Origin of the sequence: Pseudomonas sp. FSL R10-2964, assembly GCF_009600035.1 — a bacterium.
Lineage (GTDB): Bacteria > Pseudomonadota > Gammaproteobacteria > Pseudomonadales > Pseudomonadaceae > Aquipseudomonas > Aquipseudomonas bubulae.
Genome location: NZ_WIWH01000018.1, coordinates 18,605 through 42,662, shown reverse-complemented (window position 1 = coordinate 42,662; position 24,058 = coordinate 18,605). Strand labels below are relative to the sequence as shown.

The following is a 24,058-nucleotide window of genomic DNA, read 5'->3' as shown; positions in this document are numbered from 1 at the left end:
CCCGCGCAATGAACTTGCATCAATACGCAGAAACCCATCAGGTGACCAATCAACCGCCGTCAATGGACGGCGTGAACCTGTACCGCATTGACCTGCCGTTGCAGTATTGGAGCCAGCATTTCGGCGCGGGATGGGCGCAGGCGCGGATTGACGAGTACGGTGCCCTGGCGGGCGGCCCGCTGATGGCTGCGGGTTTTCTGGCCAATGAAAACAAACCGCAGTTTGTCAGCCATGACCGTTTCGGGCATCGGATTGATCTGGTGGAGTTTCACCCGGCTTACCACGAACTGATGCGCACGGCGATTGAGCATGGTTTGCCGTCCTTGCCCTGGGCCCACCCGCAACCCGGTGCCCATGTGGCCCGCGCATCCATGACCTACCTGCACAGCCAGGCCGAAGCGGGCAGCGGCTGCCCCTTGACCATGACCTTCGCCAGCGTGCCGGCCTTGCGTCTGCAACCGGACCTGGCTGCCATCTGGCTGCCCAAAGTGCTGGCCACTGAATATGACCCGCGTAATGTCGATATCAGCCAAAAGGCCGGCGTGACCCTGGGCATGGCCATGACTGAAAAACAGGGCGGCACCGATGTGCGTGCCAATACCACGCGGGCTTACCCCGTAGGGGCCAAAGGGCCGGGGCAGGCCTATGAACTGCTGGGGCACAAATGGTTCTGCTCGGCACCCATGTGTGACGGCTTTCTGACCCTGGCCCAAACCGAAAAAGGCCTGAGCTGCTTTTTGCTGCCGCGCCATCGTCCGGATGGCAGCCGCAACGAATTCTATATTCAGCGCCTGAAGAACAAACTGGGCAATAGCTCCAACGCCTCCAGTGAAGTTGAGTTTCGTGGGGCATTGGCCTGGATGATCGGCGAAGAAGGTCGTGGCGTGCCGACCATTATTGAAATGGTCGCCATGACCCGGTTCGACTGCATGGTCGGCTCCAGTGCCTTGATGCGTCAGGCGCTGACCCAGGCCAGCCATCATTGCGCCCATCGACTGGTGGGCGGTCGGGTGTTGGCAGATCAGCCACTGATGCAGAACGTATTGGCTGACCTGGCGCTGGAAAGCGAGGCGGCACTGGCCCTGAGCCTGCGCATGGGGCGGGCGCTGGACAATCCGGATGACCCGCATGAGGCCAGGTTTTCCCGGTTGGTCACAGCGGTGGGCAAGTACTGGATCTGCAAGCGGGCTCCAGCCATGATCAACGAAGCGGCCGAATGCATGGGGGGCGCAGGTTATGTCGAAGACAGCATCCTGCCGCGCCTGTATCGCGAGGCGCCGGTCAATTCGACGTGGGAAGGGTCGGGTAATGTGCAGTGCCTGGACGTGTTGCGAGCCTTGTCCAAAGAGCCGGGCGTGCTCGATGCGCTGTTTGCCGAGTTGGGCGACGGGCATGGCGATGTGCGCCTGGGGCAGCACATTGTGCAGCTTAAGGCGGCGCTCAACGACACTGACGATATCCAGTATCGCGCTCGCCAACTGACAGAAGATATCGCCCTTGGCCTACAGGCAAAACTGCTGCTTGAGGCTGGTAACAGCGATGTCAGCGACGCCTTTATCGCCAGCCGGCTACAGGGCAGCGGCCGGGTTTACGGTACATTGCCGCGGGGTTTGAATGTGGCAGCCATCGTTGCCCGCGCCACCCCGCAGGTTGCCTGAATATCCCCAACCCTGTGGGAGCTGGCTTGCCTGCGATGCAGACGACGGGTTTTATCTGCCAGACCCGGTCGATGCCATCGCGGGCAAGCCCGCTCCCACACGGATTTGCGTGAGGCAGCCGATATTCTGTTTATCCCCAGCAGCCACAGGAAATCTTCGGCAGGCAATTTTGTAGCTGCCTTTAGCCATCGACACAGGCAAGATAAAGGCCTGCCCGTTCAGAAGACAGGATGCTTATCGTGACCGAAGCTTTTATTGTCGTTTCCACCGCTGAAGAGGCCGTTGACCGGCTTGCTGCCTTGCACGAGCGCGCAACCACGGCCTTGAGTCAGGCACTCAAGCGTTATCTCAAGGATCGGGTTGAACCCTCTGCGCAAGAACGCGCGCTGTTTCGCTACCCCGAACTGCGTTTGACCTACCGTATCAACGGTGAAGTGCCGACCACCACCCGTGCTTATGCCAAGGTCCAGTTACCGGGCACCTACAGTGTGACCGTCACCCATCCCGCCTCTTTCCGTAACTACCTGCTGGAACAGCTGGTGCCCTTGATGCGCGACTTCACCGTTGAAGTAGAAGTCGGCGTCAGTGAGCAAAATATTCCTTACCCTTATGTGGTCGAGCAAGGTGATGAACTGGCCGGCTCCGGCGTTACCGCTGCTGCGCTGGCGCGGGTGTTTCCGAGCACCGACCTGTCTGCTGCCACCGACGGCATCGCCGATGGCCTGTACGACTGGGAAAACACCGATCCGTTGCCCCTGGCGCTGTTCGACGCCGCGCGGGTCGACTTCTCCCTGCGCCGCCTGGTGCACTACACCGGCAGCGACTGGCGCCATGTGCAGCCGTGGATTCTGCTGACCAACTACCATCGCTATGTTGACCAGTTCATCCTCCATGGCCTTGAGCAATTGCGCGACAACCCGCGCTTTGTGCGCATGGTGATGCCGGGCAATGTGATCATCGAAAAATCGATGGACTACGGCGAGGCCCAGGCCATCGCGGCGGGGGTGGTGTGGCATCGCTACCAGATGCCGGCGTATCACTTGCAGGCCAGTGATGGTCATGGCGTGACGCTGGTCAATATTGGCGTCGGCCCGTCCAATGCGAAAAACATTACCGACCACCTGGCCGTGCTGCGTCCGCATTGCTGGCTGATGATTGGTCACTGCGGCGGTCTGCGCCAGTCGCAGACCATTGGCGATTATGTGTTGGCCCACGCCTACATGCGTCGCGACGGCATTCTTGATCGGGTCGTGCCGCCGAACATTCCGATTCCGGCCCTGGCTGAAGTCCAGCTGGCACTGCAGGAGGCTGCCGCACAGGTTACCGGTGAGCGCGGCGATGAGCTGAAAAAACGCCTGCGTACCGGCACCGTACTGACCTATGACGATCGTAACTGGGAGCTGCGCTGGGCTCAGGAACGTCCGCTGATCAACCTGTCCCGTGCTGTTGCCGTGGACATGGAAAGCGGCACCATTGCTGCCCAGGGTTATCGCTTGCGCGTCCCGTATGGCACGCTGTTGTGTGTGTCGGACAAACCGCTGCACAGTGAAATCAAACTGCCAGGTTCGGCTAATGCCTTCTATGAGCGCGCGGTCAGCCAGCATTTGAAAATCGGTATTGCTGCCGTGGACTTGATGCGCAGCCAGCTCAACTCCCTGCATTCGCGCAAGCTGCGCAGCTTTGATGAACCGCCGTTCCGTTGATCGGTGATGGTCATTTAGCGATCGGGGGACTAGCATTGCCAGCCCTGATCGCTAGATAGCCTTTTTTGTCATGTCTCGTCCCGCCCCACGCCGCCCGGCCTCGAAAAGCCTCACCGCGCCAGCTGCCAATCGCCGCGTGGCCAAAGCGCCGCCGTCTGATCCCAAGCTGTATCTGTTCAATAAACCCTTCGATGTGCTGACCCAGTTCAGCGACGAAGGCGGGCGCGCCACGCTCAAGGACTTTATCCCGATTCCGGGCATCTACCCGGCCGGGCGACTGGACAGGGACAGTGAAGGTTTGCTGCTGTTGACCAATGATGGCCAGTTGCAGGCGCGGATAGCCGACCCCAAGCACAAATTACCCAAGACCTACTGGGTTCAAGTTGAAGGCGAGCCCACGCCGGAGCAACTGCAGCAGTTGCGTGATGGCGTTGAACTCAATGACGGCAAGACCCTGCCTGCCGAAGCGCGTGCCCTGGACGAGCCGCAGCTATGGCCGCGCAACCCGCCGGTACGCTTTCGCAAAAGTATCCCGACCGCCTGGCTGGAACTGGTGATCCGTGAAGGTCGCAACCGTCAGGTGCGGCGTATGACCGCGGCAGTGGGCTTGCCGACCTTGCGCCTGGTGCGGGTACGCATTGGTGACTGGAGCATTGAAGGGCTGGAGCAGGGGCAGTACCGGGAAGTTCCGGCGCGGCTATAGGGCTCCGGATTCGATCAGGCCGATGACCACGCTTTTGATGATAAACGCGGCAACGCCCAGGCCGAGGACGAAAAACAGGATCATGGAGCCGAAGCGTCCAGCTTTGGACTTCTTCGCCAGATCCCAGACGATAAAGGCCATGAAAATGATCAGCACGCTGACCAGAATCGTCATCATCCATTCTTCAAGTACGGCAGGATCCATCGGTATTCTCCGGCGACATCGTGGGAAAAAGCCGTAGGAGTATACGCCAGGGAAGTGTGGGGATATTGATCTGGGTAGTGAGAGGATGTCGCTACACCCGTAGCAGCTGCTGAAGGCACGAAGCTGCGTTCGATTGTGAAGCAATCGCAAGATCAGAGTGCGCGTTACAACTGAAGAATCGCGTGGGCTGATTTTACGACTGCTTCGCAGCCGAACGCAGCCTTCGTTCCTCGGCAGCTGCAGGAACACTGCAACTGTGGGAGCGAGCCTGCTCGCGAAGGTCGTTCGCGAGCAGGCTCGCTCCCACAATAGGGCTTGACCTGCAACAGAGTATCTACAGGTTCTATTTTTACGTGCGCAAATGGGTCAGCGGCAGCTCGGTGCTGTTGAGCACCTGATTGAGCACAAAGCTCGAACGCACGCTGGTTACGCCTTCGATACGGGTCAATTCGCCCAGCAGCAGCTTCTGGTAGTGGTCCATGTCGGCAACCACCACTTTCAGTTGGTAGTCGGCGTCCATGCCGGTCACCAGGCTGCATTCCAGCACCTGCGGCAGGGCGCGGATGCAGGCTTCGAAGTTCTCGAAACGCTCTGGTGTATGTCGGTCCATTCCGATAAGCACGTAGGCTGTAAGGCTCAAGCCCAGCAGTTTGCGGTCGAGCAGCGCCACCTGACGGCTGATGTAGCCGTCATCCTCAAGCTGTTTAACGCGGCGCGAGCAAGGAGATGGCGACAGGCCAATACGTTCGGCCAGTTCCTGGTTAGAGATGCGTGCGTCACGCTGCAATTCCGCCAAAATGCTCAGGTCATACCGGTCGAGTTTGCTCACGAAGTTACCCTTTGTCATAACTATTGCGTGAAAGTATCCACCTTAAGTCAAAAATTGCGCAAGTAATGTTTTATCGAGCAATCTTCGCAATCGCCTGCCGCGGCCAAACGCCTATTCTTTAAACCAGAATCACTGCCCGGACATAGAGTCCACTGCGGCCCGCCGAATCAGGCCAGCCGCGGCCGCCAACCCCACAGGGTTGCCCCGGCCCCCGGGCTACGCACTGTCCAGAAGACGGAGCGAGGTGAGCCAACATCACAAGTGTTGAGCCAGGACAGAGAATTCAAGGGGCGACCGACGGGTCGCCCTTTTTTCGTCTGGCAAAAAATAAGTTGCGTTATGCACTGCCTGGCGTAGAACCGCTTCCTGAAACCCCAGTCTTATCTATAAGCCCTGTCCTTCAGTGAGAAACAGCATGAAATCGCGTATCTGGCGTTTGGCTACAGTTGGCGTGCTCTTTGTGAGCGTCAGCGGCCAGGTGTTGGCCGATGAGCGTGGTGATGGCGGCTGGCAAGGTCGGCCACAGGGTGCAGACAATCATCAGCCGCGGCCGAATCAACAAGGTAATAACCTGCCGATCCAGCCGCGCCCCGACAGGGTTCAGCAGACTCAGTCGCCGAACCGGGGCGGCAATCAGAATTGGTATGGCGGCGGTTACGCTCCTGGCCCGAATAACCGTCATCCCAACGACCAGCGCTGGGCCGGTCGCCCGTCCGGGCATGGCAATGGCTGGGGCCCGGGGCCGCAATATCGCCCGGGTAATGTGGTAGAGCGGTTCCCCGGTCAGCACTGGCAAGTGCCGTATCGCGGCCAGAATTACTACTTTTCAGGCGGCTACTGGTATCGCCCTCAAGGCCCGCGTTACATCGTGGTGCAGCCACCTTATGGACTGCGCGTAGGGTTTTTGCCTGATTACGCTAGGGAAGTGTGGTTTGGCAGTACCTTGATGTTTCTCGCGGCGGGGGCGTATTACGCCTATCAACCTGCAACTCGCGATTACATCGTGGTCCAGCCGCCGACGGTCTACCAACAGCCCGCGAGCAACAACTATGAGATGGTGGCTTACCCGATGAACGGTCAAAGCCCGGCCCAAATCGGTCAGGACCGTTATGACTGCTATCGCTGGGCTGTGGAGCAAAGCGGCTTCGACCCTGCCAAGGCGACATACGCCCCAGCGGCGCAAGTGGTGCAAGCCTATCGGCAGGCGCAGGGCAGTTGCCTGAGCAGTCGTGGTTATCAAGTGACGTATTGATCTGAAGCCTGCTAAGGAGCCTTGCTCAGCCTCGGTTTGACCACTTCCTTCGGGTCTGCATGCACCAGCACTTCGGCCCGCGGATAGACCTGTTCAATGGCTTCAGCCGCGCGGTCACAGATGCTATGGGCTGCGGACAACGTCAGTTCACCCGGCAGCTCCAGGTGAAACTGCACAAACCAGGTATTGCCCGAGATCCGTGTGCGCAGGTCGTGGGCGCCGAGCACGCCGGGCACGCTGCAGGCCAGATTCAGCATGTTTTCACTGACATCCGTGGGTAACTCCTGATCCATCAACACGGCAAAACTCTCACGGGCGATCTGCAGTGCGCTCCACAGGATATACACCGCAATCCCCAGGCCAAACCAGGCGTCCAGCTGCGGGAAACCCACACTGGCCAGCACCAGCGCCAGCAAAATACTGCCATTGAGCATCAGGTCCGAGCGGTAATGCAGCGAGTCGGCGCGCACCGCGTTGGACCCCGTGGCCTTGATCACCCGGTGTTGCAGCACCAGCAGTGCCACGGTCATCAGCAACGAAAAGACAATGACGCCAATTCCGATCCACGGTGCGCCTACCGGCTCCGGGTTTTTCAGCCGTTCCACCGCCTGAAAGGCAATCAGCACTGCACTCACGCCAATAAACAGCGCTTGCGCCATGCCCGCCAGGGACTCGGCTTTGCCGTGACCATATCGGTGATCCTCATCGGCGGGACGCAGCGCGTAATGCACGGCCAGCAAATTGAGAAACGAAGTTACGCCATCGAGCAGCGAGTCGGTCAGGCCGGCGAGCATGCTGATCGAGCCACTGAGCCACCACGCGATGGCCTTGGTTACGATCAACAGGCTGGCCACCGCCACTGATGCGCGGGTTGCCAGACGTAACAGGCGGGCGTGTTCCGGGCTGCTGGTCATGGTGCTTTCCTGATGAATGATGACGTGCTTCAGGCTGCTGGCTGCAAGCCATACATAGCCAGTTGCTGGGCGCTGCCCCGGTGCTGGATCAGGCGTGGATCGTTCAGCGGAAAGCTGCGGCCCAGTTCGCTTTCAAGGATGGCCTGGAGCTTGGCGTTATCCACCTTGCCGTCTGCGCCGATGGCTTCGCGCAGTTTTTCCGGGGCGATTTGTGCGGTCTTGCCCGGCGGGAAATAAATTGCGCCGGTGGCGAAGTCGACACCGAAGGCGATCAGCCCCGGGATCACATAAAACAGCAGGCCCACGGCATCCAGTACGACGATCATGGGGTCGATCTTGCCGTCGATCTGGCCGCGGCGGTCTGGAAAGAAAATACTGCCGCAAGCAGTCAATTGGGTGAACAGTGCCGCAACCACGACACCGCCGATTACTCGCGAAGGCATACGCATACTTAAAACCTCAAACATGTTCAAAGGACTGGATCATTACTGTTCGCCGTTATACTCGCCGCTCTGTTCTGGAGCCACCATGATTTCTTTGCCGATTGATGAAGTTTTACCTGCGCTGCGCCTGGCCCTGGCCGAGCGCCATGAAACCGTGCTCGAAGCGCCGCCCGGCGCCGGTAAAACCACCCGTGTGCCGCTGGCCCTGCTCAACGAGCCCTGGCTGGCCGGGCAGAAGATCCTGATGCTCGAACCCCGGCGCCTGGCGGCCCGTGCGGCGGCCGAGCGGCTGGCCAGTGAACTGGGTGAAAAGGTTGGCGAAACCGTAGGTTACCGTATACGCCTCGACAGCAAGGTCGGCCCCAACACCCGTATCGAAGTGGTCACCGAGGGCATCCTTACTCGACGTCTGCAGCACGATCCGTCGCTGGAAGGGGTGGGCCTGCTGATTTTTGACGAGTTCCATGATTTGCTGATTTGTTCTGTTTCTGCTTTTGCTTATCAGGATAATCAATCACTGCCCACAAGGCATTGATGCTCCTGCTCCTTCTTCCCCTTTAGCTCCATCATCCTGCGATTTCTTTACCCACCTCCCCGATATGCTAGATGAAGTAGGGTGCGCTATGTCGTCGCAATCCGAGTGATTTCCTTGGATCAGCAGCAGATTGAAATTCATGAACGGGAGAGTGGATGACAAGTGGATGACAAAGGCAAGATCTGGAGGTAAGAAGGCGGATGCGGGTTCAGCACGGTGACTCCATAGAGTGACGACGTCCTAATCCCGTCCTGACGCACCTATAATTCACCTTCCCTTCCAAATTCCGCAGTCACACCCTGTCATCATCCCACCCCCACCCCCACCCCCGCCCCCATTTGAGTAATCTCAAGCGATACTACTCTCGCCATCTTCAGGCTGAACGAACGCTGAAAGTGGGTTGTTACCTCACCCTGAACAACCTTGCTGAGAACTCACAACCCGAAACGCTGTGGTAGTGGCCAATTGCTCAGCGCGAGGGCTACTATGGCGCGTTGTTGCCATCGCTTCACGTCAAAGACTTCCAGGGAGGGTCGCTATGTGGGTTGATAACGAGACGGAAGTAGACTTCCTTAATTTCTCTGGGGTTGCTGACACAGTTGCCGAGATCGTCTATCAGGCGAACGGCCGTCCAATTTCCATCGGCGTGTCCGGTGCTTGGGGAGCGGGCAAGTCGTCGATGATCAAGCTGATCCAGGCGTCCCTTAAAGACCCGCCCGAGCGCAATGAGAAGCAGGCTAAGGACTTCGTGTTCGTCGAGTTCAATGCGTGGCTATACCAGGGCTACGACGACGCCCGAGCCGCCCTAATGGATGTGATCGCATCACGCCTAGAGGCTGAGGCCCAGAAGCGAGCAAAGGGGCTGCAAAAAGCAGCTGAGTTGGTATCACGTGTCGATTGGTTGCGTGCTGCGAAGCTCGCCAGCAGCACGGCCATTTCGTTTGCGACTGGTGCACCGACACCTGGGCTGCTGGGCGAGATCATCGGGCTGGTTGATCGACTTCGATCCGGAACGGTTGATCAGGACACGATTGAAACACTGCACGACACTGCTGAGCAGGCCAAGCAGGAGGCTGAGAAACTCTTTCATAGCGCGCCTCCCAAGAAGTCTCCACCGAAAGAGATTCAAGCGCTCAGGGATAATTTTGAGGCTATCTTGGATGATCTGGGTGTTACGCTGGTCGTGCTGATCGACGACTTGGATCGCTGTCTACCCGAAACGACGATTTCTACACTGGAAGCCATCCGACTCTTCCTGTTCCTGCGCAACACGGCATTCGTGATTGCCGCTGACAACGAGATGATCAAGCACGCCGTTCGCAAGCACTTCAGCGGTGTGCCTGACGATGTCCTCGTCACCAGCTACTTCGACAAGCTGATTCAGGTGCCGATTAGGGTTCCTCCTCTGGGCACCCAGGAAGTCAGGGCCTACATGATGATGCTGTTCTTGGAGAACAGCACGCTCCCCAAGGACGTGCTCGAAGAAATCCGTATCAAAGTACGCGGGCAGCTTCGGACAACTTGGCAGGGTAGTCGGGTAGATCGCGCCTTTATGCAAGGCTTGTACAACGACTACCCAACAGAGCTGATCGGCAAGTTTGACACTGCTGAGCGCCTGGCCGCTGTCATGACGTCGGCTTCTGGTATCCAGGGTAACCCCCGACTCATCAAGCGTTTCCTGAACGCCCTAGCTATCCGGATGAGCATCTCTCGCGCCCAAGGTGTCGGTGTCGACGAGGCTGTGCTGGTTAAGCTGATGCTGTTCGAGCGAAGCGGCAATCCCAAGGCTTACGAGGAACTGATGAAAGCCGTGGCTACCGATAAAAATGGCAAGCCAGCCATGCTCGGCGAGTGGGAAGCGGATATCAAAAAAGGCAAGAATCTGTCACTGCTGCAGCCCTGGGATCAGCTTTTCGTGAAAGAGTGGCTAGCTCTGCCTCCTGCATTGGCGGACAAAGACCTGCGTGGAGCGATTTACGTCAGTCGTGAGCATGCGCCGATCATTACGGACGAAGATCGGCTTTCGTCGGAAGCAGCGGAGTTGCTGACCGCGCTACTCGAAACGCCGGGAATGGCCATGCATCTCAAAAGCCGGTTGGCGCTCATCGCACCGGTCGAGATCAACGTGCTGATGGATCGCCTCCTGGATAAGGCGGGCGGTGAACAAGAGTGGGGCGTCCCAGACATTCTTGAAGCTTTGCTGGTTGTTGGACGGCTTGATGCCCAGCAGGGGCATCGACTGGCTGCATTTCTGAAGGAGCGTCCGCCTGCCCAAATCCAAGCGGGTATTGTGCCGAAGCTAACCGATGAAACATGGGCAAAGTCGGTGTACGAATTCTGGCTGACGGCTGACGTCAGCGGGCCGGTGAAGGCTGCAATAAGGAAATTCGATGGGAACCTCACAAAATAACGATGGGCCTGGAAAAGGCCTGCCGTTTGTACCACCGTGGACACCTCCGCTGCCGCCGTTACCTTCTAAGCCGCCAGAGCCTCCGGAGGATGACCCTCATGACGATGGGCCACCTGAACCGGATAAGGACGAGCCTAAAGACGGCGATGACGTTGTCGATGATCCCAGACCAATGCCGCAGGCACCTCCACCCCTAGCGCCGCCAGGGCGATTCGGTGGTGCCCGACGTGGCCTTGGCGACTACGCGAGCAATGGTGATCGCGGTAGCTTGCGCAAGAGCCTTCGGGAGTATGTGCGTCATGGGTACGGCGGCGCCAAAACCACCACTGCTCGCTTTGGCGGCACTGCGTCGATCGCGGGTGTGTTTGGCAACACGCTGGAAGCTGTCGCTGGTAGTAATAATCAAACCGGCCCAGCCGTGCTTGATCCTGCCCTGTGGCAGGGCAAATCTGCTTCTGAGGTCATGGATGCGCTGGTTGAAGCGGTGCGTCCAGTGGACGGTACCCAAGATGCAGAGGCCGAGCGTGCTTCCATTCGAGGCTCGCTTTCTGATGTTCTAGTGCGTTATCCAGATGCCGATCTACTCAATCTGTCGGTTGAGCAGCGGGAGTTTGCCATCGAGCGTTTTACTGCGATGGACGTGTTCCATCGGTTTGAGCTCGACCTAGGCAAAACTATCCAGGAAAAGGCCAAGTCGGCGTCCATTGCAGTGCGTCGCTTGAAGGAGATCAAGGATTACATCAGAGAGTGCGTCTCCGCATCGTTCCGCAAGATCGCTGCATCGAGTGCGCGTTTGACCACGGGTCGAATATCCCAGATGGTCACGCAAGCGTTGCAAGACACCTTTGAAGTGTTTGAGGGGTACGTAGAATGAAATTCGTGTGCGGCCCAGTTGGCTTCAGTGTGCCGGGCGCCGAAGATGCCATTCAGGTGGTGATCTACGGCAAGGCAGAGAAAGGGCAGGTAAGCGTAGGTGGTTATGCTCGAGAGCTTCTGGAGAAAGCCCACCTGGAGATCAATCCCCAAGCTTGGGATTTCCTAAGCATTGCGCTTGCGGTAGTGGCGGCAGACTTCACTGCTATTCGGGCAAAGAGCGCTGATGCTTGGACGCGCGTGATCAATCTCGAGATCGCCGTTCAGGATACGGTTTTCTGGAATAGCCAGGCGCGAGCACTTGAAGGGGCTTTGCGTTTCCTCACCACGGATCGTTGGACGCTTTCTTTCCATGCGGGCGGTTTTGGCCCTCCTGCTCAGCTGCAGGCCTTGCACCCAAGCGAAGATTCAGTGGTGCTGCTGTCGGGCGGGCTAGACAGCTTGATTGGTGCCATCGACTTGGTGGAGCAGGGCGTGAAGCCTTACGCGGTTAGCCAGATTGTGAGAGGCGATGGAGAGAAGCAGGCCACCTTCGCGAAGAGCCTGGGTTTGAACCGGATTGGCCTCAATCACGTTACCAAGTCCCCTGGCCAACAAGAGCCTTCGCAGCGTGCGCGCTCAATCATTTTCTTGGCATTTGGACTTGCGGTGGCGACCTCGCTTGATCGTTACCATCGGGGTGAGACAGTCCCACTCTACATCTGTGAGAACGGCTTCATTGCCATTAACCCTCCCTTAACGATGTCGAGGTTGGGGAGCCTGAGCACAAGAACAGCACATCCTGAGTACCTTGGACGGCTCCAACAGATCTTTGATGCTGCCAGCATCAATGTGCAAATCCGAAACCCTTATGCCCTAATGACCAAGGGTGAAATGCTCGCCGCATGCCGAAACCAAGAGCTGCTCAAAGAGCATGCTGTGGCCTCAACCAGTTGCGGGCGTTTCCAACGTTTCGGCTACAAGCACTGTGGGCGGTGTGTGCCTTGCCAGGTGCGTCGTGCTTCCTTCAAACGCTGGGCTGCGATAGGCGACGACACCCGGTATGTTTACGACAACCTAAGTCAGGATGATCTGCAGCACGGGAAGTTTGAGGACGTGCGATCTGTTGGCATGGCGTTAGCCAATGTTGCCCAAGAGGGATTTGAGCACTGGCTGGGACATTGTCTCTTTTCGCCCTTTATCCAGGATCGAGCTGGCTACAATGCGATGCTTGCTAGAGGATTGAACGAGCTTGGCCACCTGCACCGGGCCTACCAAATCACCTAGCTGATTCATCGCAACGCCTCGTAAAGCTCAGTGCGAGTCGATGCTGTGCTTCAAGTGCGGCATCGACATAGGTAACCTCACGGGTTGACCTTTACAAGGCCGTGAAGGCTGATGTGCGCTGGTAAGTCAGCTAGGGAGTACCTTTTTACGACATTAATGAGAGCTGTGGAGAAGTGCATGTTGGATGCTGGGTTTTTCGATCCGCGTATGCCGTGGTGCTTTGAGCAGGTCGCGCAGGATTACAGCCAGAAGCTCGCCGCGCTTGGTAAATGGCTTTTTGTGGGGAGTGGCGCGTTGTTTTTTGTTCCGCTAACCCAGTGGATGGCACTTGGATTGGCCGGTGCTCTGCTTGTGACTGCTGTCATCCTGGGGCGTGCTTACAATGAGCATGTCGATGAATTCATCAAGCACACTTCGGTTGCAAATCTCGTCAAGATCTTCGCTCCAACGTGGCGATACATGCTCATTACGAGCCTTCTTCTCGGGGTTGGCTTAGGACTGAATGAGTGGAGTTTCTTCGCCGAGCATAAGCAAATCATTATTGGTTTGTTTGTTTCGGGCGGGATTCTGGATGTGGCAAAAGGCTTCTTCAGCAACTGAAGAATGGCGGGTAGCGGGCCGGTTTGGCCAGTAATCTGCCACGCAGAGCCGCTACCAGACGAACCTTTGTATACTGCCCCGCATGTCGCAGGAGTACACATGAGTTCATTGCCGATCAATGCCGCGTTGCCGGCTCTTCTTGAAGCCCTCCACAAACGAGATGAAGTGGTGCTCCAAGCACCGCCAGGTGCCGGTAAGACGACGCTCGTCCCGCTCGCTTTGCTCAACGAGCCTTGGCTGCGAGGGCAGACGATTATCATGCTCGAGCCACGACGGCTTGCAGCGCGCGCAGCTGCGGAGCGAATGGCCAGTGAGCTTGGTGAGAAGGTCGGTGAGACCGTTGGGTATCGCATTCGCCTGGATAGTAAGGTCGGGCCGAAGACGCGAATTGAGGTGGTGACAGAGGGGATCCTGGCGCGCCGTCTGCAGAGCGATCCTTCTCTCGACGGTGTCGGCTTGGTGATCTTCGATGAATTCCACCTCCGAAATTTGGATGCGGATCTAGCCCTAGCTCTGACTCTCAATGGCCGCGAACTCTTCCGCGATGATGCACCACTGAAGGTGCTGCTGATGTCGGCAACACTTGAAGGGGAGAGGCTATCGCGCTTGCTTGATGATGCTCCAATCGTGACCAGCGAGGGCCGGATGTTTCCGGTTAAGACGATCTGGAGCAAGCCCCAACAGCCGGGTGAGTACATCGAGCCGCGAGTCATCAGTGCGTGCTTGGATGCGCTCGCTGAACAGACCGGCAGCGTGCTGGTCTTCCTTCCAGGCCAAGCGGAGATTCGTCGAGTCGTGACGGGCTTGGAAGAGGCTCTGAGCAACTCTCCATCCCTTCAGCCTGACGTACTTCTTTGCCCTCTTCACGGCGAGCTCGACCTGAATCAGCAGCGGGCTGCGATTGATCCTGCCCCATCAGGAAAGCGGAAGGTAGTACTGGCAACGAACATCGCTGAGACGAGTATTACCATCGACGGTGTGCGTGTCGTTATCGATGCAGGACTTGAGCGGGTTCCTCGCTTCGACCCTCGCAGCAGTATGACCCGCTTGGACACTCAACGCATATCCAAAGCAAGTGCAACTCAGCGCGCTGGTCGAGCAGGCCGAATCGAGCCAGGTGTGTGCTATCGACTCTGGTCTGAAGCCCAGCATGATCAGATTCCCGCTTTCAGTTCACCTGAAATTCAGCAGGCAGATCTCACAGGCTTAGCTCTCCAATTGACGAAGTGGGGCGTGCAGCCGGGTGACCTGAAGTGGCTTGATGCTCCGCCCGCAGCTGCTTACTCCCAAGCGAGCGATTTGCTTCGGCGCCTTGGCGCGTTGCAACCAGATGGGCAACTGACAAAGCACGGGCAAGCTATGGCAGAGCTGCCGAGTCATCCACGGATTGCTCATCTCCTATTGCGAGGTCACGAGCTGGGTCTGACTGAGACGGCGTGTAACATTGCAGCGTTGCTCGGCGAGCGCGATATTCAGCGTGGTGGTGGAGCAGACCTTCACAGCCGTTTGGCCATCATGTCCGGTGAGCAGAGAGCACAGCGCGGGGAGCAAGGGGGGGGCCAACGCGCGAAGCAACTCGCTAGGCAATATCGGTCATTCTTGCGCGGCCAAGCATCGCAGCCAGTCGCTGATTCAAACCACCCTCAATGGGTGGGCTGCCTGCTGGCCTTGGCCTATCCCGATCGGGTAGCGCAACAGCGCCGCGCTGGCGGGGCTGAGTATCGTTTGGCGAATGGTCGTGCGGCGATGTTCACCGAGACCGATGTGCTGATGAAGCATTCGTGGCTGGTGATCGCTGACTTGGGTAGCCGACAGGGGCAGCGGGAAGAGCGAATCTACCTCGCGGCCGACTTGGACGAAGCATTGTTCGAGACTGTGCTGAAAGAACAGGTTACCCAGGTGGACGAGCTCTACTGGGATGAGCGGGAAGGTGCTTTGCGCGCTGAGCGACAAGTGAAAGTAGGGGAGTTGATTTTGTCCCGCTCACAACTGGCCAACCTGGGCGATGAGGCTCGTGTACAGGCGTTGCTTAACTTTGTTCGTCGTAAGGGTTTGGAGCTTTTGCCCTGGACGCCCGAGCTTCGCCAGTGGCAGGCGAGGGTGGAGTTGCTGCGCATATTGGATGAAGAGTCGGGTAACCGAAGTGAGTGGCCTGACCTACGTGATGAGGCATTGCTGCAGTCCCTGGAAGAGTGGTTGGGGCCATATGTCGGTAAAGTCACTCGCCTCAGTCATTTTGGCCAGCTCGACTTATCGTCCGTCCTGCGCAACCTTCTGCTCTGGCCTCTTCCGCAGCAGCTTGATTCCCAGGCGCCCCAGACGGTTTCGGTACCGTCTGGATCGAATATTCGAATCGACTACAGTGAGCGACCTCCGGTTCTTGCAGTGCGACTCCAGGAGCTGTTCGGGCAATTGGATACGCCACGCATTGCGAATGGACGACAGGTGCTCAAGCTGCATCTTCTGTCACCGGCACGCCGTCCGGTACAGGTTACTCAGGACTTGGCGAACTTCTGGGCGTCGACCTACATCGAGGTGAAGAAGGATTTAAAGGGTAGGTACCCAAAGCATTTTTGGCCTGATGACCCTTTGATCGCGGAAGCTACCGCACGAGCTAAACCGAGAGGAACATAGCTAGGCTTCAGGCAATTTATAGGTATCGTATTATAACTCTGCGAAATGAGAGCTTGTTTACCGGTTGGCAGTTGATGGAGCGTGGCGCAGTCAAAGGTCATCCCCCGAAGGATCAGTCCTTCTGCCAATACCGCTGAACCGTCGATGTGGGCAGGCCTAGTTCACGGGCAGCTTCCGCTTGGGTCTTGCCCTGCTTTCTCAGGCTAATCACAGCACTGACGCTCTGGGCGTTCGCTCGAGTGCCACGACCGCGCTTTTTCAACGCGCCATCCTGCATTTGATCCTCCATGATATTGAGTCCCCCCGACTCTATGAAGCAAAGGAGTTCCTTTTGCGCCTTTTTCAACTCGGACTCGGGAGATTCTTTGTCACGGATCGCCAAGCACAACGCCATGAGCGTAAGAAGGTTGATACCGAGCGTCTCGGCCACTTTTACAAGGGTCGGTAGCGTAGCCTGGATTTTCCCTTGTTCCAGCAAGCTTAGGTTGCTCTGGCTGATAGTCCCTGCTAGGGCTTCATAACCTAATCCTTTCAGTTTCCGGATGGTGCGTAGGGTGATGGCTAGCTCTTCCTTCACGTTCAGTATCTCAAAAGGAAGAATAGAGCCACAGTCGTGTAGGCCCACCAAATATCATATGTTGTTATTGGTGAGCTGCTTCCTTATCATGTCCATTCAATGGGCGGCGCGCTGACCCGCAAATTGGGGATGCTTCAGCAGCTTCCCTATCTGGCTGCCAAATGTATTAGCAGCGTTTATCTAGAGGATCGCCTTGAGCTAAGCCGATCAAAGGTTTGGCAGGGCAAGGACTGGGTTTTTTGCCGTGTTTGTAACTTATAACAGTGAACTGCAGGGGCAATTTAAAGCGCCGGAGAGTGTTCGGATGCTCTGGAGATCAGTGGACATCAGTCGTTGTGAATACTCATTTCTGATCGAAGGCATGGGATGGGAGGATGGATGCATAGGCCCGGTTGCGCATCTCGTCACGGATGTGAGCACCATCCAAATGATGCGCGCAGCAGAGGTTGGTAATTTCCTGAGCGTGAGCAAAATCCATCTTATCCAGCCGCCTGCAAAGAATAATCAGGGCTCATACACCATGGAGCCTCTATCCGATATTCGGATTCAGGCCGGTACCGAAAGGAATCCGGTCTACGAGTTCGTAACGGATGTAGGCCGGATCTACACGAGCGCAAGGCAATGAAGTTCCATGATCAGGAGGACACATGGCTGTGACTCTGGATGATGTCACTTAATCTTTTTACGGCGCATCAGCGGTCGCACTAGGCTGGCATGGAACTGCGAGTGGGCTCGTTAGCTACTGCTGCTACATAAAGAGAAAAATGCTATGAAGCTGCAAATTTATTCAGATTTGCATAACGAATTCTCGCGATTCGAACCTCCTACCAGCGACGCGGACGTAGTGATTCTCGCCGGCGATATTGATATCAAATCGCGTGGAGTCTCATGGGCGAACGACACATTCCAGTGCCCTGTTATCTATGTGTGTGGCAATCACGAATATTACGGCGGCCACATAGGTCACACACTGCGAAAGATGAAAAACGCTGCATTGCCCCATGTGCATGTACTCGAAAACGAGATGCTCATTCTCGATGGCACACGCTTTTTGGTCACAACGGCCTGGACGGATTATTCGGCTACTGGTGATGTGGTTGCGGCAAAGCGCGTTGCTTGGGATTCGATGAACGATTTCTTGGTGATTCGAGCCGACTTGGATTACAGACGCCTGCGTCCAGATGACCTAGTCGCGAAATCAATGAGGGCTCACCGATGGTTAACCCAAGAGCTTAATAGACCTTTCGACGGCAAAACAGTGGTGGTCACACACCATGCACCAGTGTTGGATCGTCTGGGTGACGATCACCCCGGACATCTGGCTGCAGCCTATGCGAACGATTGGTCAGAGCTACTTAGTAAGGCTGATCTGTGGATACATGGACACACGCATTTTGCAGCAGACTTCCTTAAGAACGGGTGCCGAGTGTTTTCAAATCCGCGCGGATATCGGGGGCAAAGTACAGGCTTCGATCCTGAGTGCTTGGTAGAGGTTTGATGGTGAGTATTTCTCTGCAGTTCCATGCTTTAGGCTCGTAGTCGCTAGATCAAAACTAGCGGGTATGAGATTGCTCGAACGGTCGGTATTTAGAGCGAATTTGAGGGTTGTGAATGGTCACTTTAAATGAAATCTCGCAGCTGCTTTACGGCGTAGGGGAAGAGATGCCTGGCTGGCAGGGCACCCAGGACGAACTAATTGCATTGGCCGCAAACGCCTTCCCTGGCAAAGCCTTCTGTGTTGTGGAGCAGTGGATCCTGATCGACCTCACTGTGACACCTGCGGAGAAGGAAAAACTCACCGGGCTTGGTCTATTGCCCGCGACCCTGTTCGCCCATGAGGTCGTGCTCGATAGCCGTAATCGATTTCAACCCACCATGTGGGTACGCAGTAATTTCGGCGTGTCTTCCAACGCTTACATGTTTGAAACCAAAAATACTGTCTATCTCCTGCTTGGGCCTGGACTGAGAAAAGAGGCTGGCATTGGTGCCGCTTTTTCAATGAAGGTAGGGTGAGCGATGCTGGCCGACGGTGTATTCATGGTCGTTTTGGAGCTTGAGTTGGATGCCTGAAGTAATTGAGCTGGAATTTCATAGTAAAGATGTCAGCGAATTTCAGCTGCACCGTTTGGTGCGAGCAAGCTTTCGCAAATACACGGTGCCTGTCACGGCATTCATCAGCGACGCTTTTATTGCAGATGACACATGCGTCGGGGTGTCCTTCGACCATTCGAAGCGTGACGATGCATACCACAGGGTGGATGGTTCCATTCTTCTCACAGGTAAAATTCAGTCAGCGAGAAAAGAGGGCCGGTTTTGGTTGCTCGAGACTCAAGATGGTAATTACGTCATCACTAGCTTCAGGCGAGACCTGGGCAGAGCTAGCTTTTTGAAGCTTCTCCAGTCCGCCGATAGATCCTAATCGGTAGTATGAAAGCCATCATTTGATAACCTGGTAGGGCCGTGTCATATGCCAGATGAACGATGGTCAGTCGTTAGGGCAATAGCCCATTTTGACGAGTTGCTCGACCAGGTGATCACGACTCGCAAACCAGTTTTCGTTGATGGAGAACGCAGGACTGCGGTGTTCATTTCAATGGAGGAGTGGCTGTCGATTCAGGACAAGCTCATTGCTCGAGCTCCCTCAAACCTCTGAACTTTCGCTTGCTAGGCCTCTTACGGTTTTAGTCTGCTGCGCTCCGAGTCCACCATGCGGAGCGCTTCAAGCGGCATCTGTCCTGTAACGCTCGCCTTAGCTCAGTAACCGAGCTCGTTCAGCAGCTGTTGCAAAAAACCACGGCGCCTACGAATCGCGCACAGGATTAGATAGTCGCGGTCGGTATCGGTTGTTGAAATATGCCCGGCGTCCACCAAGCCATGGATGTAGCCTTCAGCTTTTCCTCTCGCCTCCAGCAGGGCTTCGATGGAAGTGCTTTTGAAAATGTCGCCAGCAATGAGCTGCCACCGCTTCTTCTGGCGGTTCCCAACGGGGTCGTCGGAAAATTTCGGTGCGTTGATAAGTGTGTTGAAATCGGCAAGTGCGTCAGGTGTGTTCAAAGCGAATTCTCGGAACGGTGATAACTGAGTTGAGGCTATCATGCGCACACTAAGTCGCTTGTTGTGAGCTGGTTTTTGTAGGCGCTGGCGCGAAGGGACGACTTCAATGATGGTGCACGCTATCGGTGGCACCTTTGAACATTGCGGAGCGTACAGGCAGTGTTATTCAGCGATTACATTCTTAGCCCGGAGTTGGTATGGGATATCTCAGCCTAGAGGACATCTACCCGGATGACGTACACAAATATGGCCATATGCGGGTAGGAATGACCGATCTCTACGTTAAAGACAATCACGCCGCTTATGGTGTGGTGACGCGTGGCGAATGCCGCGAGCTGACCAGTAGGTTACTGCGTGACGAAACAGTGCAAATGATCATTAGCGCTAATCTCGCCGCATTGCCAGAGGACTACGATCCGTGGATTAGGCGGATCGAACGCAATCGCGCCTTACACGCTAGGTATGGGGACAAATTCGATCCATGGGGAGACGACAGACCTTCATGAGGGCTTCGGCGAAGCCCGTATAGCGGTTCGTTCCAAGGATTATGGGGGCGGCTACTGTTGGCTGGAACGTGCGCATATCCTTACGTAACGTCGTACCCTCCTGCATACATAATCCCATGTTTGGATGTTGCGCGTAGGCATCATGACAGGTGGGGTTTCGGGAAGTTTTGGTACAAATAATACGCGTATTTGCAGTGCTGCTATTTTCTAGAGTATGGGTGCCTTGGGGGAACACAGGTCGTGCCAAAATAAGCGCTTTTCAGTTGATGCCTCTCTCCAAAACCGAAATCTCTTCTTGACGAAGATTGACCCGCTGACGATCTTTTGAGTAGTTGCCGCATCCTTTCACCCGCATGGAGAGTCATATGAGCGCTGGTCATAGTCACGGTCAAGCTCGTGCAGGACACGAGAAAAAATTGTGGATCGCTTTGGTGTTAACGACAAGCTTCATGATCGCGGAGGTCATTGGGGCTTTTGTGACAGGCAGCTTGGCGTTGTTATCCGATGCGGCTCACATGCTAACCGATTCCACTGCCTTGGCTATTTCATTGATAGCTATTCAAATTGCCAAACGCGCTGCGGATAAAAAGCGGACATTCGGCTATGCACGATTTGAGATCCTCGCAGCTGCTTTTAACGCGATTTTGTTGTTCATGGTGGCGGTGTACATCTTGTATGAAGCTTATCAGCGGTTTAAAGCCCCGACAGAAATCCAATCGACAGGGATGCTGATCGTCGCAGTGATCGGACTAGTTGTGAACCTTGTTTCAATGCGGTTGCTAATGTCTGCCAGTGCCGAAAGTCTTAACGTAAAAGGCGCGTACCTAGAAGTATGGAGCGACATGTTGGGCTCCATGGGCGTAATAGGGGCGGCATTGATCATTCGTTTTACCGGATTCACTTGGGTTGACTCGATCGTTGCCGCAGCTATCGGCCTGTGGGTGCTTCCCAGAACCTGGGTTTTGCTCAAAGAAAGCATGAACATCCTGTTGCAAGGGGTTCCGGATGGCATCGATATCGCTGAAGTGGAAGCGTGCATCAGGGCGGTTGAAGGCGTTGAGGATATCCATGACCTGCATATCTGGGCCCTGACCAGCGGCAAGAATGTCATGAGTGCTCACCTTGTAATCTTGCGTAGCTCCCGATCTGAGCAAGATATATTGGCTGAGGTGACTCGGCTGATGAGCGAGGTATTCCATATCAGCCATACGACTCTTCAACTGGAAAACTTGCAGTTTCATGCAGCGCTTGAAGAAAACGAAGGCATGCAGCACTAGAGCGGGATCTTGCAAACATCTCATGTCGGAGTAGGGGTTGCTGCGATTTACTCAGAACTCAGCGGACATTAAAAAACCTGACCACAGGCGCATGTCCAGTGGTGCAGGGAGGGTTGCACAGGTTTGTTGCGGGAATTTACCCTTGAACCTTTCTAGCCTGTTGCCAAGTGGTCTGTCCGTCGAGGTTTGGGAAGCTCAGCCTGAAAACGGTCATGCTGCCAGGCATGCTTTGAACATCCGCAGTTCCCTGGTGGAGGTTCATGATCGATCGAACAATAGCTAAGCCAAGACCAGTGCCACCTTCAGCACGCGAGCGACTTGTATCAATCCGATAAAAGCGGTCAAACAAGTGCAACAGATGCTGAGGTTCGATTCCTGCTCCAGGGTTGCCTACAAGTAGCGATACCTGTTCGGCATAGTTTTCAATAACAATTGAAATAGATTGTCCCGCAGGGCAATGGCGAATTGCGTTGGACAATAGATTGGATATTGCTCGCTGTATCATTAACCTGTCGCCAATCGTCTTGCCAGTTCCGGTAACATTCAGGGTGATACGTTTCTCTTCCGCAGACAGTGAAAACAGATCGACCACCTTAAATGCTTCATCTTCTAAGGTGATTGTTTCGAACGGGACAAGTGCCGCGGGATGGCTGACCTGAGCTAAGAAGAGCATATCCGAGACAATTCGCGTGACACGCCCCAACTCCTCGGTGCATGACTCCAGCACAGCTTTGTATTCTTCTGCCGGACGCTCCCGAGAAAGGGTAACCTGGGCCTTGCCCATCAAATTGGTGATCGGGGATCGTAATTCATGGGCTAAGTCATCTGAAAATTGCGACAACTGCTGAATACCGCTGTCGAGCCGGTGCAGCATGAAGTTGATGCCATGAGCCAACTCACTAAGCTCCTGAGGCATTTTAACAACAGAAAGTCGATGGTTGAGATCTTGAGCCGAGATCATGGCGGCGACCTTCCGGAACTCTCTCAGTGGAGAAAGTCCTTGTTGTACTACGGCCCAAGCACTTGCTCCGATGAGTATTAGTAAAAGCGGTAGTGCAATAATCGTCGACCTAAGGTACGCGCTGAGCAGCGCTTCATCGTTCGCACAATCCATCGACAGCAATACGGGAACGCTTACACCGTTCTTTAATGGGATGAGCTTGGATGCGGTAAGGAAGTGTCGACCTTCACCATCTGAATTGGTGGAATAGGAAACCTTGTCAACGGCAGCAGTCGCAGCTTTCAACTCAGTCCGCGGATCCGACAATCCAGGCCCAAATTTCAGTAAGGGCGTCCTGAGGTTTTTCAGATCATAGATGGTCAGATTCAGATTGTCATGTCCCATGACTTGATCCAGTAACGAATGCGGTTTTGAATTTACGTCGGCCGTGTCATCGTATAGCGAGAGGCTATGTTCAACCTGCTCCATCTTATTGATCAGGCTGTTTTTTGCCAACTTATCCAGCTCATGCGTCAGCGCAAAAAAGGCCAAGACAGCCAAAAAAACTACCAACAACGCCCCCAAGATACTTACTGTCAAACCTAGTCGCATTGACAGGCTGACCGGCTTCATACTCGCGCCTCTAATACGTAACCAACACCGCGAAGGGTGTGGATCAACTTGTTATCGAAGGGGTCATCTATTTTGGCCCTCAGCCTACGGATTGAAACCTCGACAACGTTAGTGTCGCAATCAAAATTCATATCCCAGACCAGTGAAATGATTTGGGTGCGAGAAAGCACTTCTCCAGTCTGGCGCATCAGCAAGTGCAACAGCGCAAACTCCTTGGTTGTTAGATCTATGCGCTGCTCACCGCGAAAAGCACGATGACGTCCTTGGTCTAGTTCCAGGTCGGCTACTTTTAGTACCTGCGGGACAGGTATGTGCTCACTGCGTCGCATCAGGGTTCGTACCCGTGCAAGTAACTCAGGAAACTCAAACGGTTTAACCAGATAATCATCGGCACCCAAATCTAGTCCGCGTATCTTGTCCGCTAGGCGCCCTCGGGCCGTCAACATCATGACCCGGGCATTACTGCTTTGTCGTAGACGTTCAAGAACACCCCAGCCATCAAGTTCGGGAAGATTAACGTCAAGTATCACCAAATCATAAACATGTTGGCGCGCCAGATGTAGTCCATCCGCGCCATTTATCGCACGATCAACAATGTAGCCACTTTCAGTCAGTCCCTGATGTAAGTATTCGGCAGTTTTGAGCTCGTCCTCAACTACAAGGATTCGCATAACATTTCACCTTCTTAATGACTAGAGTTAAAGGGGTTCAGAAAAGTAATAAACGTATACTGTGGTTTTCTGATTGGTATTGTCTTTTTATAAGATTCTCAATCTTCATATGGTTTGAATAACTTACGAGATGACAGCCTTCACTCTAAAGCCTGTAGCTGCTTTAGGGTCAAGCCAAAGCTGCGGTTTTGAGGCGCCAAAGCTAGGGTTGCGACAATCTGTCGCGGGAAATAATCCATAGGCTATATATCCATAGAGAGCTCATATGAATACCCCAATTCGACAAGTGCGCTTCGGCAGATAATTGCTGAATTTTTGTTTCATCATATTTCCGCCTTAAGTTTTTCTTTTTTAACACCTCCTATATTAGAGCAAA

Annotated in this window: 23 protein-coding genes and 1 pseudogene; 16 read left to right on the top strand and 8 right to left on the bottom strand. The window is 55.3% G+C overall.

Going from position 1 to position 24,058, the window contains the following annotated elements; genetic code table 11:
• Positions 1-8 precede the first annotated feature (8 nt).
• The 3 genes from GHN92_RS12125 to GHN92_RS12115 all read left to right on the top strand — a co-directional run bounded on the left by GHN92_RS12125 (position 9) and on the right by GHN92_RS12115 (position 4,064).
• On the top strand, positions 9-1,658 hold the full coding sequence (locus GHN92_RS12125) for an acyl-CoA dehydrogenase family protein (protein ID WP_153380246.1): 1,650 nt from the start codon (positions 9-11) through the stop codon (positions 1,656-1,658).
• A 230-nt stretch (positions 1,659-1,888) separates the two neighbouring features.
• Positions 1,889-3,361: an AMP nucleosidase gene (gene amn / locus GHN92_RS12120; RefSeq protein ID WP_153327098.1), complete on the top strand. Its 1,473-nt coding sequence runs from the start codon at positions 1,889-1,891 to the stop codon at positions 3,359-3,361.
• A gap of 136 nt (positions 3,362-3,497) precedes the next feature.
• Positions 3,498-4,064 (top strand): pseudouridine synthase, encoded by a 567-nt coding sequence (locus GHN92_RS12115; protein ID WP_176464972.1) that lies wholly within the window; start codon positions 3,498-3,500, stop codon positions 4,062-4,064.
• Here GHN92_RS12115 and GHN92_RS12110 read toward each other — a convergent pair.
• Positions 4,059-4,268: a DUF2788 domain-containing protein gene (locus GHN92_RS12110; protein ID WP_016779292.1), complete on the bottom strand. Its 210-nt coding sequence runs from the start codon at positions 4,266-4,268 to the stop codon at positions 4,059-4,061. The two genes, GHN92_RS12115 and GHN92_RS12110, sit on opposite strands and share 6 nt — an antisense overlap.
• A 349-nt stretch (positions 4,269-4,617) precedes the next feature.
• Positions 4,618-5,115 carry an Lrp/AsnC family transcriptional regulator gene (locus GHN92_RS12105; protein WP_016779293.1) on the bottom strand — a complete coding sequence of 166 codons (498 nt, stop codon included), beginning with the start codon at positions 5,113-5,115 and terminating at the stop codon, positions 4,618-4,620.
• A 397-nt stretch (positions 5,116-5,512) separates the two neighbouring features.
• Here GHN92_RS12105 and GHN92_RS12100 point away from each other — a divergent pair, with 397 nt between their 5' ends.
• Positions 5,513-6,349: a DUF6515 family protein gene (locus GHN92_RS12100; RefSeq protein ID WP_094999408.1), complete on the top strand. Its 837-nt coding sequence runs from the start codon at positions 5,513-5,515 to the stop codon at positions 6,347-6,349.
• A gap of 11 nt (positions 6,350-6,360) precedes the next feature.
• Here GHN92_RS12100 and GHN92_RS12095 read toward each other — a convergent pair whose 3' ends face one another.
• The gene (locus GHN92_RS12095; RefSeq protein ID WP_094999407.1) at positions 6,361-7,263 is read right to left on the bottom strand and encodes a cation diffusion facilitator family transporter; all 903 of its coding nucleotides are present in this window, start codon (positions 7,261-7,263) and stop codon (positions 6,361-6,363) included.
• Positions 7,264-7,292: 29 nt separating this feature from the next.
• Positions 7,293-7,712, bottom strand: a complete 420-nt coding sequence (locus tag GHN92_RS12090) for a polyribonucleotide nucleotidyltransferase (protein WP_094999406.1) — start codon at positions 7,710-7,712, stop codon at positions 7,293-7,295.
• Between the two features lie 79 nt (positions 7,713-7,791).
• On the opposite strand from GHN92_RS12090, the pseudogene GHN92_RS12085 reads away from it, so the two are divergent.
• From GHN92_RS12085 to hrpB, 6 genes and pseudogenes are all read left to right on the top strand, one after another.
• Positions 7,792-8,175, top strand: a pseudogene (locus tag GHN92_RS12085) (DEAD/DEAH box helicase); the annotation flags it as partial.
• Between the two features lie 604 nt (positions 8,176-8,779).
• Complete coding sequence (locus GHN92_RS12080) at positions 8,780-10,651, top strand: P-loop NTPase fold protein (RefSeq protein ID WP_016779298.1); 1,872 nt, start codon at positions 8,780-8,782, stop codon at positions 10,649-10,651.
• Positions 10,632-11,525 carry a Qat anti-phage system associated protein QatB gene (qatB, locus tag GHN92_RS12075; RefSeq protein ID WP_029611211.1) on the top strand — a complete coding sequence of 298 codons (894 nt, stop codon included), beginning with the start codon at positions 10,632-10,634 and terminating at the stop codon, positions 11,523-11,525. The genes GHN92_RS12080 and qatB overlap by 20 nt, the downstream gene beginning before the upstream one ends.
• A complete protein-coding gene (qatC, locus tag GHN92_RS12070; RefSeq protein WP_016779301.1) occupies positions 11,522-12,790 on the top strand; it encodes a Qat anti-phage system QueC-like protein QatC in 1,269 nt (422 codons plus the stop codon). Before qatB ends, qatC begins: the two co-directional genes overlap by 4 nt.
• Positions 12,791-12,967: 177 nt before the next feature.
• Entirely contained in the window at positions 12,968-13,390 is a 423-nt protein-coding gene (locus tag GHN92_RS12065; protein WP_029611212.1) for a hypothetical protein, read from the top strand.
• 99 nt (positions 13,391-13,489) lie between these two features.
• Positions 13,490-16,024, top strand: a complete 2,535-nt coding sequence (gene hrpB, locus GHN92_RS12060; protein ID WP_016779303.1) for an ATP-dependent helicase HrpB — start codon at positions 13,490-13,492, stop codon at positions 16,022-16,024.
• A gap of 112 nt (positions 16,025-16,136) precedes the next feature.
• Here the strand turns inward: hrpB and GHN92_RS12055 are convergent, their stop codons facing one another.
• Entirely contained in the window at positions 16,137-16,601 is a 465-nt protein-coding gene (locus GHN92_RS12055; protein ID WP_228795880.1) for a helix-turn-helix domain-containing protein, read from the bottom strand.
• 319 nt (positions 16,602-16,920) lie between these two features.
• Between GHN92_RS12055 and GHN92_RS12050 the strand changes: the two genes are divergently transcribed.
• The 4 genes from GHN92_RS12050 to GHN92_RS12035 all read left to right on the top strand — a co-directional run bounded on the left by GHN92_RS12050 (position 16,921) and on the right by GHN92_RS12035 (position 19,020).
• Complete coding sequence (locus tag GHN92_RS12050) at positions 16,921-17,226, top strand: hypothetical protein (protein WP_169716047.1); 306 nt, start codon at positions 16,921-16,923, stop codon at positions 17,224-17,226.
• 144 nt (positions 17,227-17,370) lie between these two features.
• Positions 17,371-18,099 carry a metallophosphoesterase family protein gene (locus tag GHN92_RS12045; protein WP_016779305.1) on the top strand — a complete coding sequence of 243 codons (729 nt, stop codon included), beginning with the start codon at positions 17,371-17,373 and terminating at the stop codon, positions 18,097-18,099.
• Positions 18,100-18,212: 113 nt separating this feature from the next.
• A complete protein-coding gene (locus GHN92_RS12040; protein ID WP_003444076.1) occupies positions 18,213-18,614 on the top strand; it encodes a hypothetical protein in 402 nt (133 codons plus the stop codon).
• Positions 18,615-18,663: 49 nt separating this feature from the next.
• Positions 18,664-19,020: a hypothetical protein gene (locus GHN92_RS12035; RefSeq protein ID WP_003444074.1), complete on the top strand. Its 357-nt coding sequence runs from the start codon at positions 18,664-18,666 to the stop codon at positions 19,018-19,020.
• 335 nt (positions 19,021-19,355) lie between these two features.
• Here the strand turns inward: GHN92_RS12035 and GHN92_RS12025 are convergent, their stop codons facing one another.
• Complete coding sequence (locus GHN92_RS12025) at positions 19,356-19,655, bottom strand: hypothetical protein (protein WP_050901279.1); 300 nt, start codon at positions 19,653-19,655, stop codon at positions 19,356-19,358.
• 655 nt (positions 19,656-20,310) lie between these two features.
• Here GHN92_RS12025 and GHN92_RS24160 point away from each other — a divergent pair.
• Positions 20,311-20,460 (top strand): DUF3703 domain-containing protein, encoded by a 150-nt coding sequence (locus GHN92_RS24160; protein ID WP_306452953.1) that lies wholly within the window; start codon positions 20,311-20,313, stop codon positions 20,458-20,460.
• A 66-nt stretch (positions 20,461-20,526) separates the two neighbouring features.
• Positions 20,527-21,438, top strand: a complete 912-nt coding sequence (locus GHN92_RS12015) for a cation diffusion facilitator family transporter (protein ID WP_016779308.1) — start codon at positions 20,527-20,529, stop codon at positions 21,436-21,438.
• 136 nt (positions 21,439-21,574) lie between these two features.
• On the opposite strand, the gene GHN92_RS12010 is transcribed toward GHN92_RS12015, so the two are convergent.
• The gene (locus GHN92_RS12010; protein ID WP_095018414.1) at positions 21,575-23,011 is read right to left on the bottom strand and encodes a heavy metal sensor histidine kinase; all 1,437 of its coding nucleotides are present in this window, start codon (positions 23,009-23,011) and stop codon (positions 21,575-21,577) included.
• Positions 23,008-23,682 (bottom strand): heavy metal response regulator transcription factor, encoded by a 675-nt coding sequence (locus tag GHN92_RS12005; RefSeq protein ID WP_003444058.1) that lies wholly within the window; start codon positions 23,680-23,682, stop codon positions 23,008-23,010. Before GHN92_RS12005 ends, GHN92_RS12010 begins: the two co-directional genes overlap by 4 nt.
• Between the last annotated feature and the right edge of the window lie 376 nt (positions 23,683-24,058).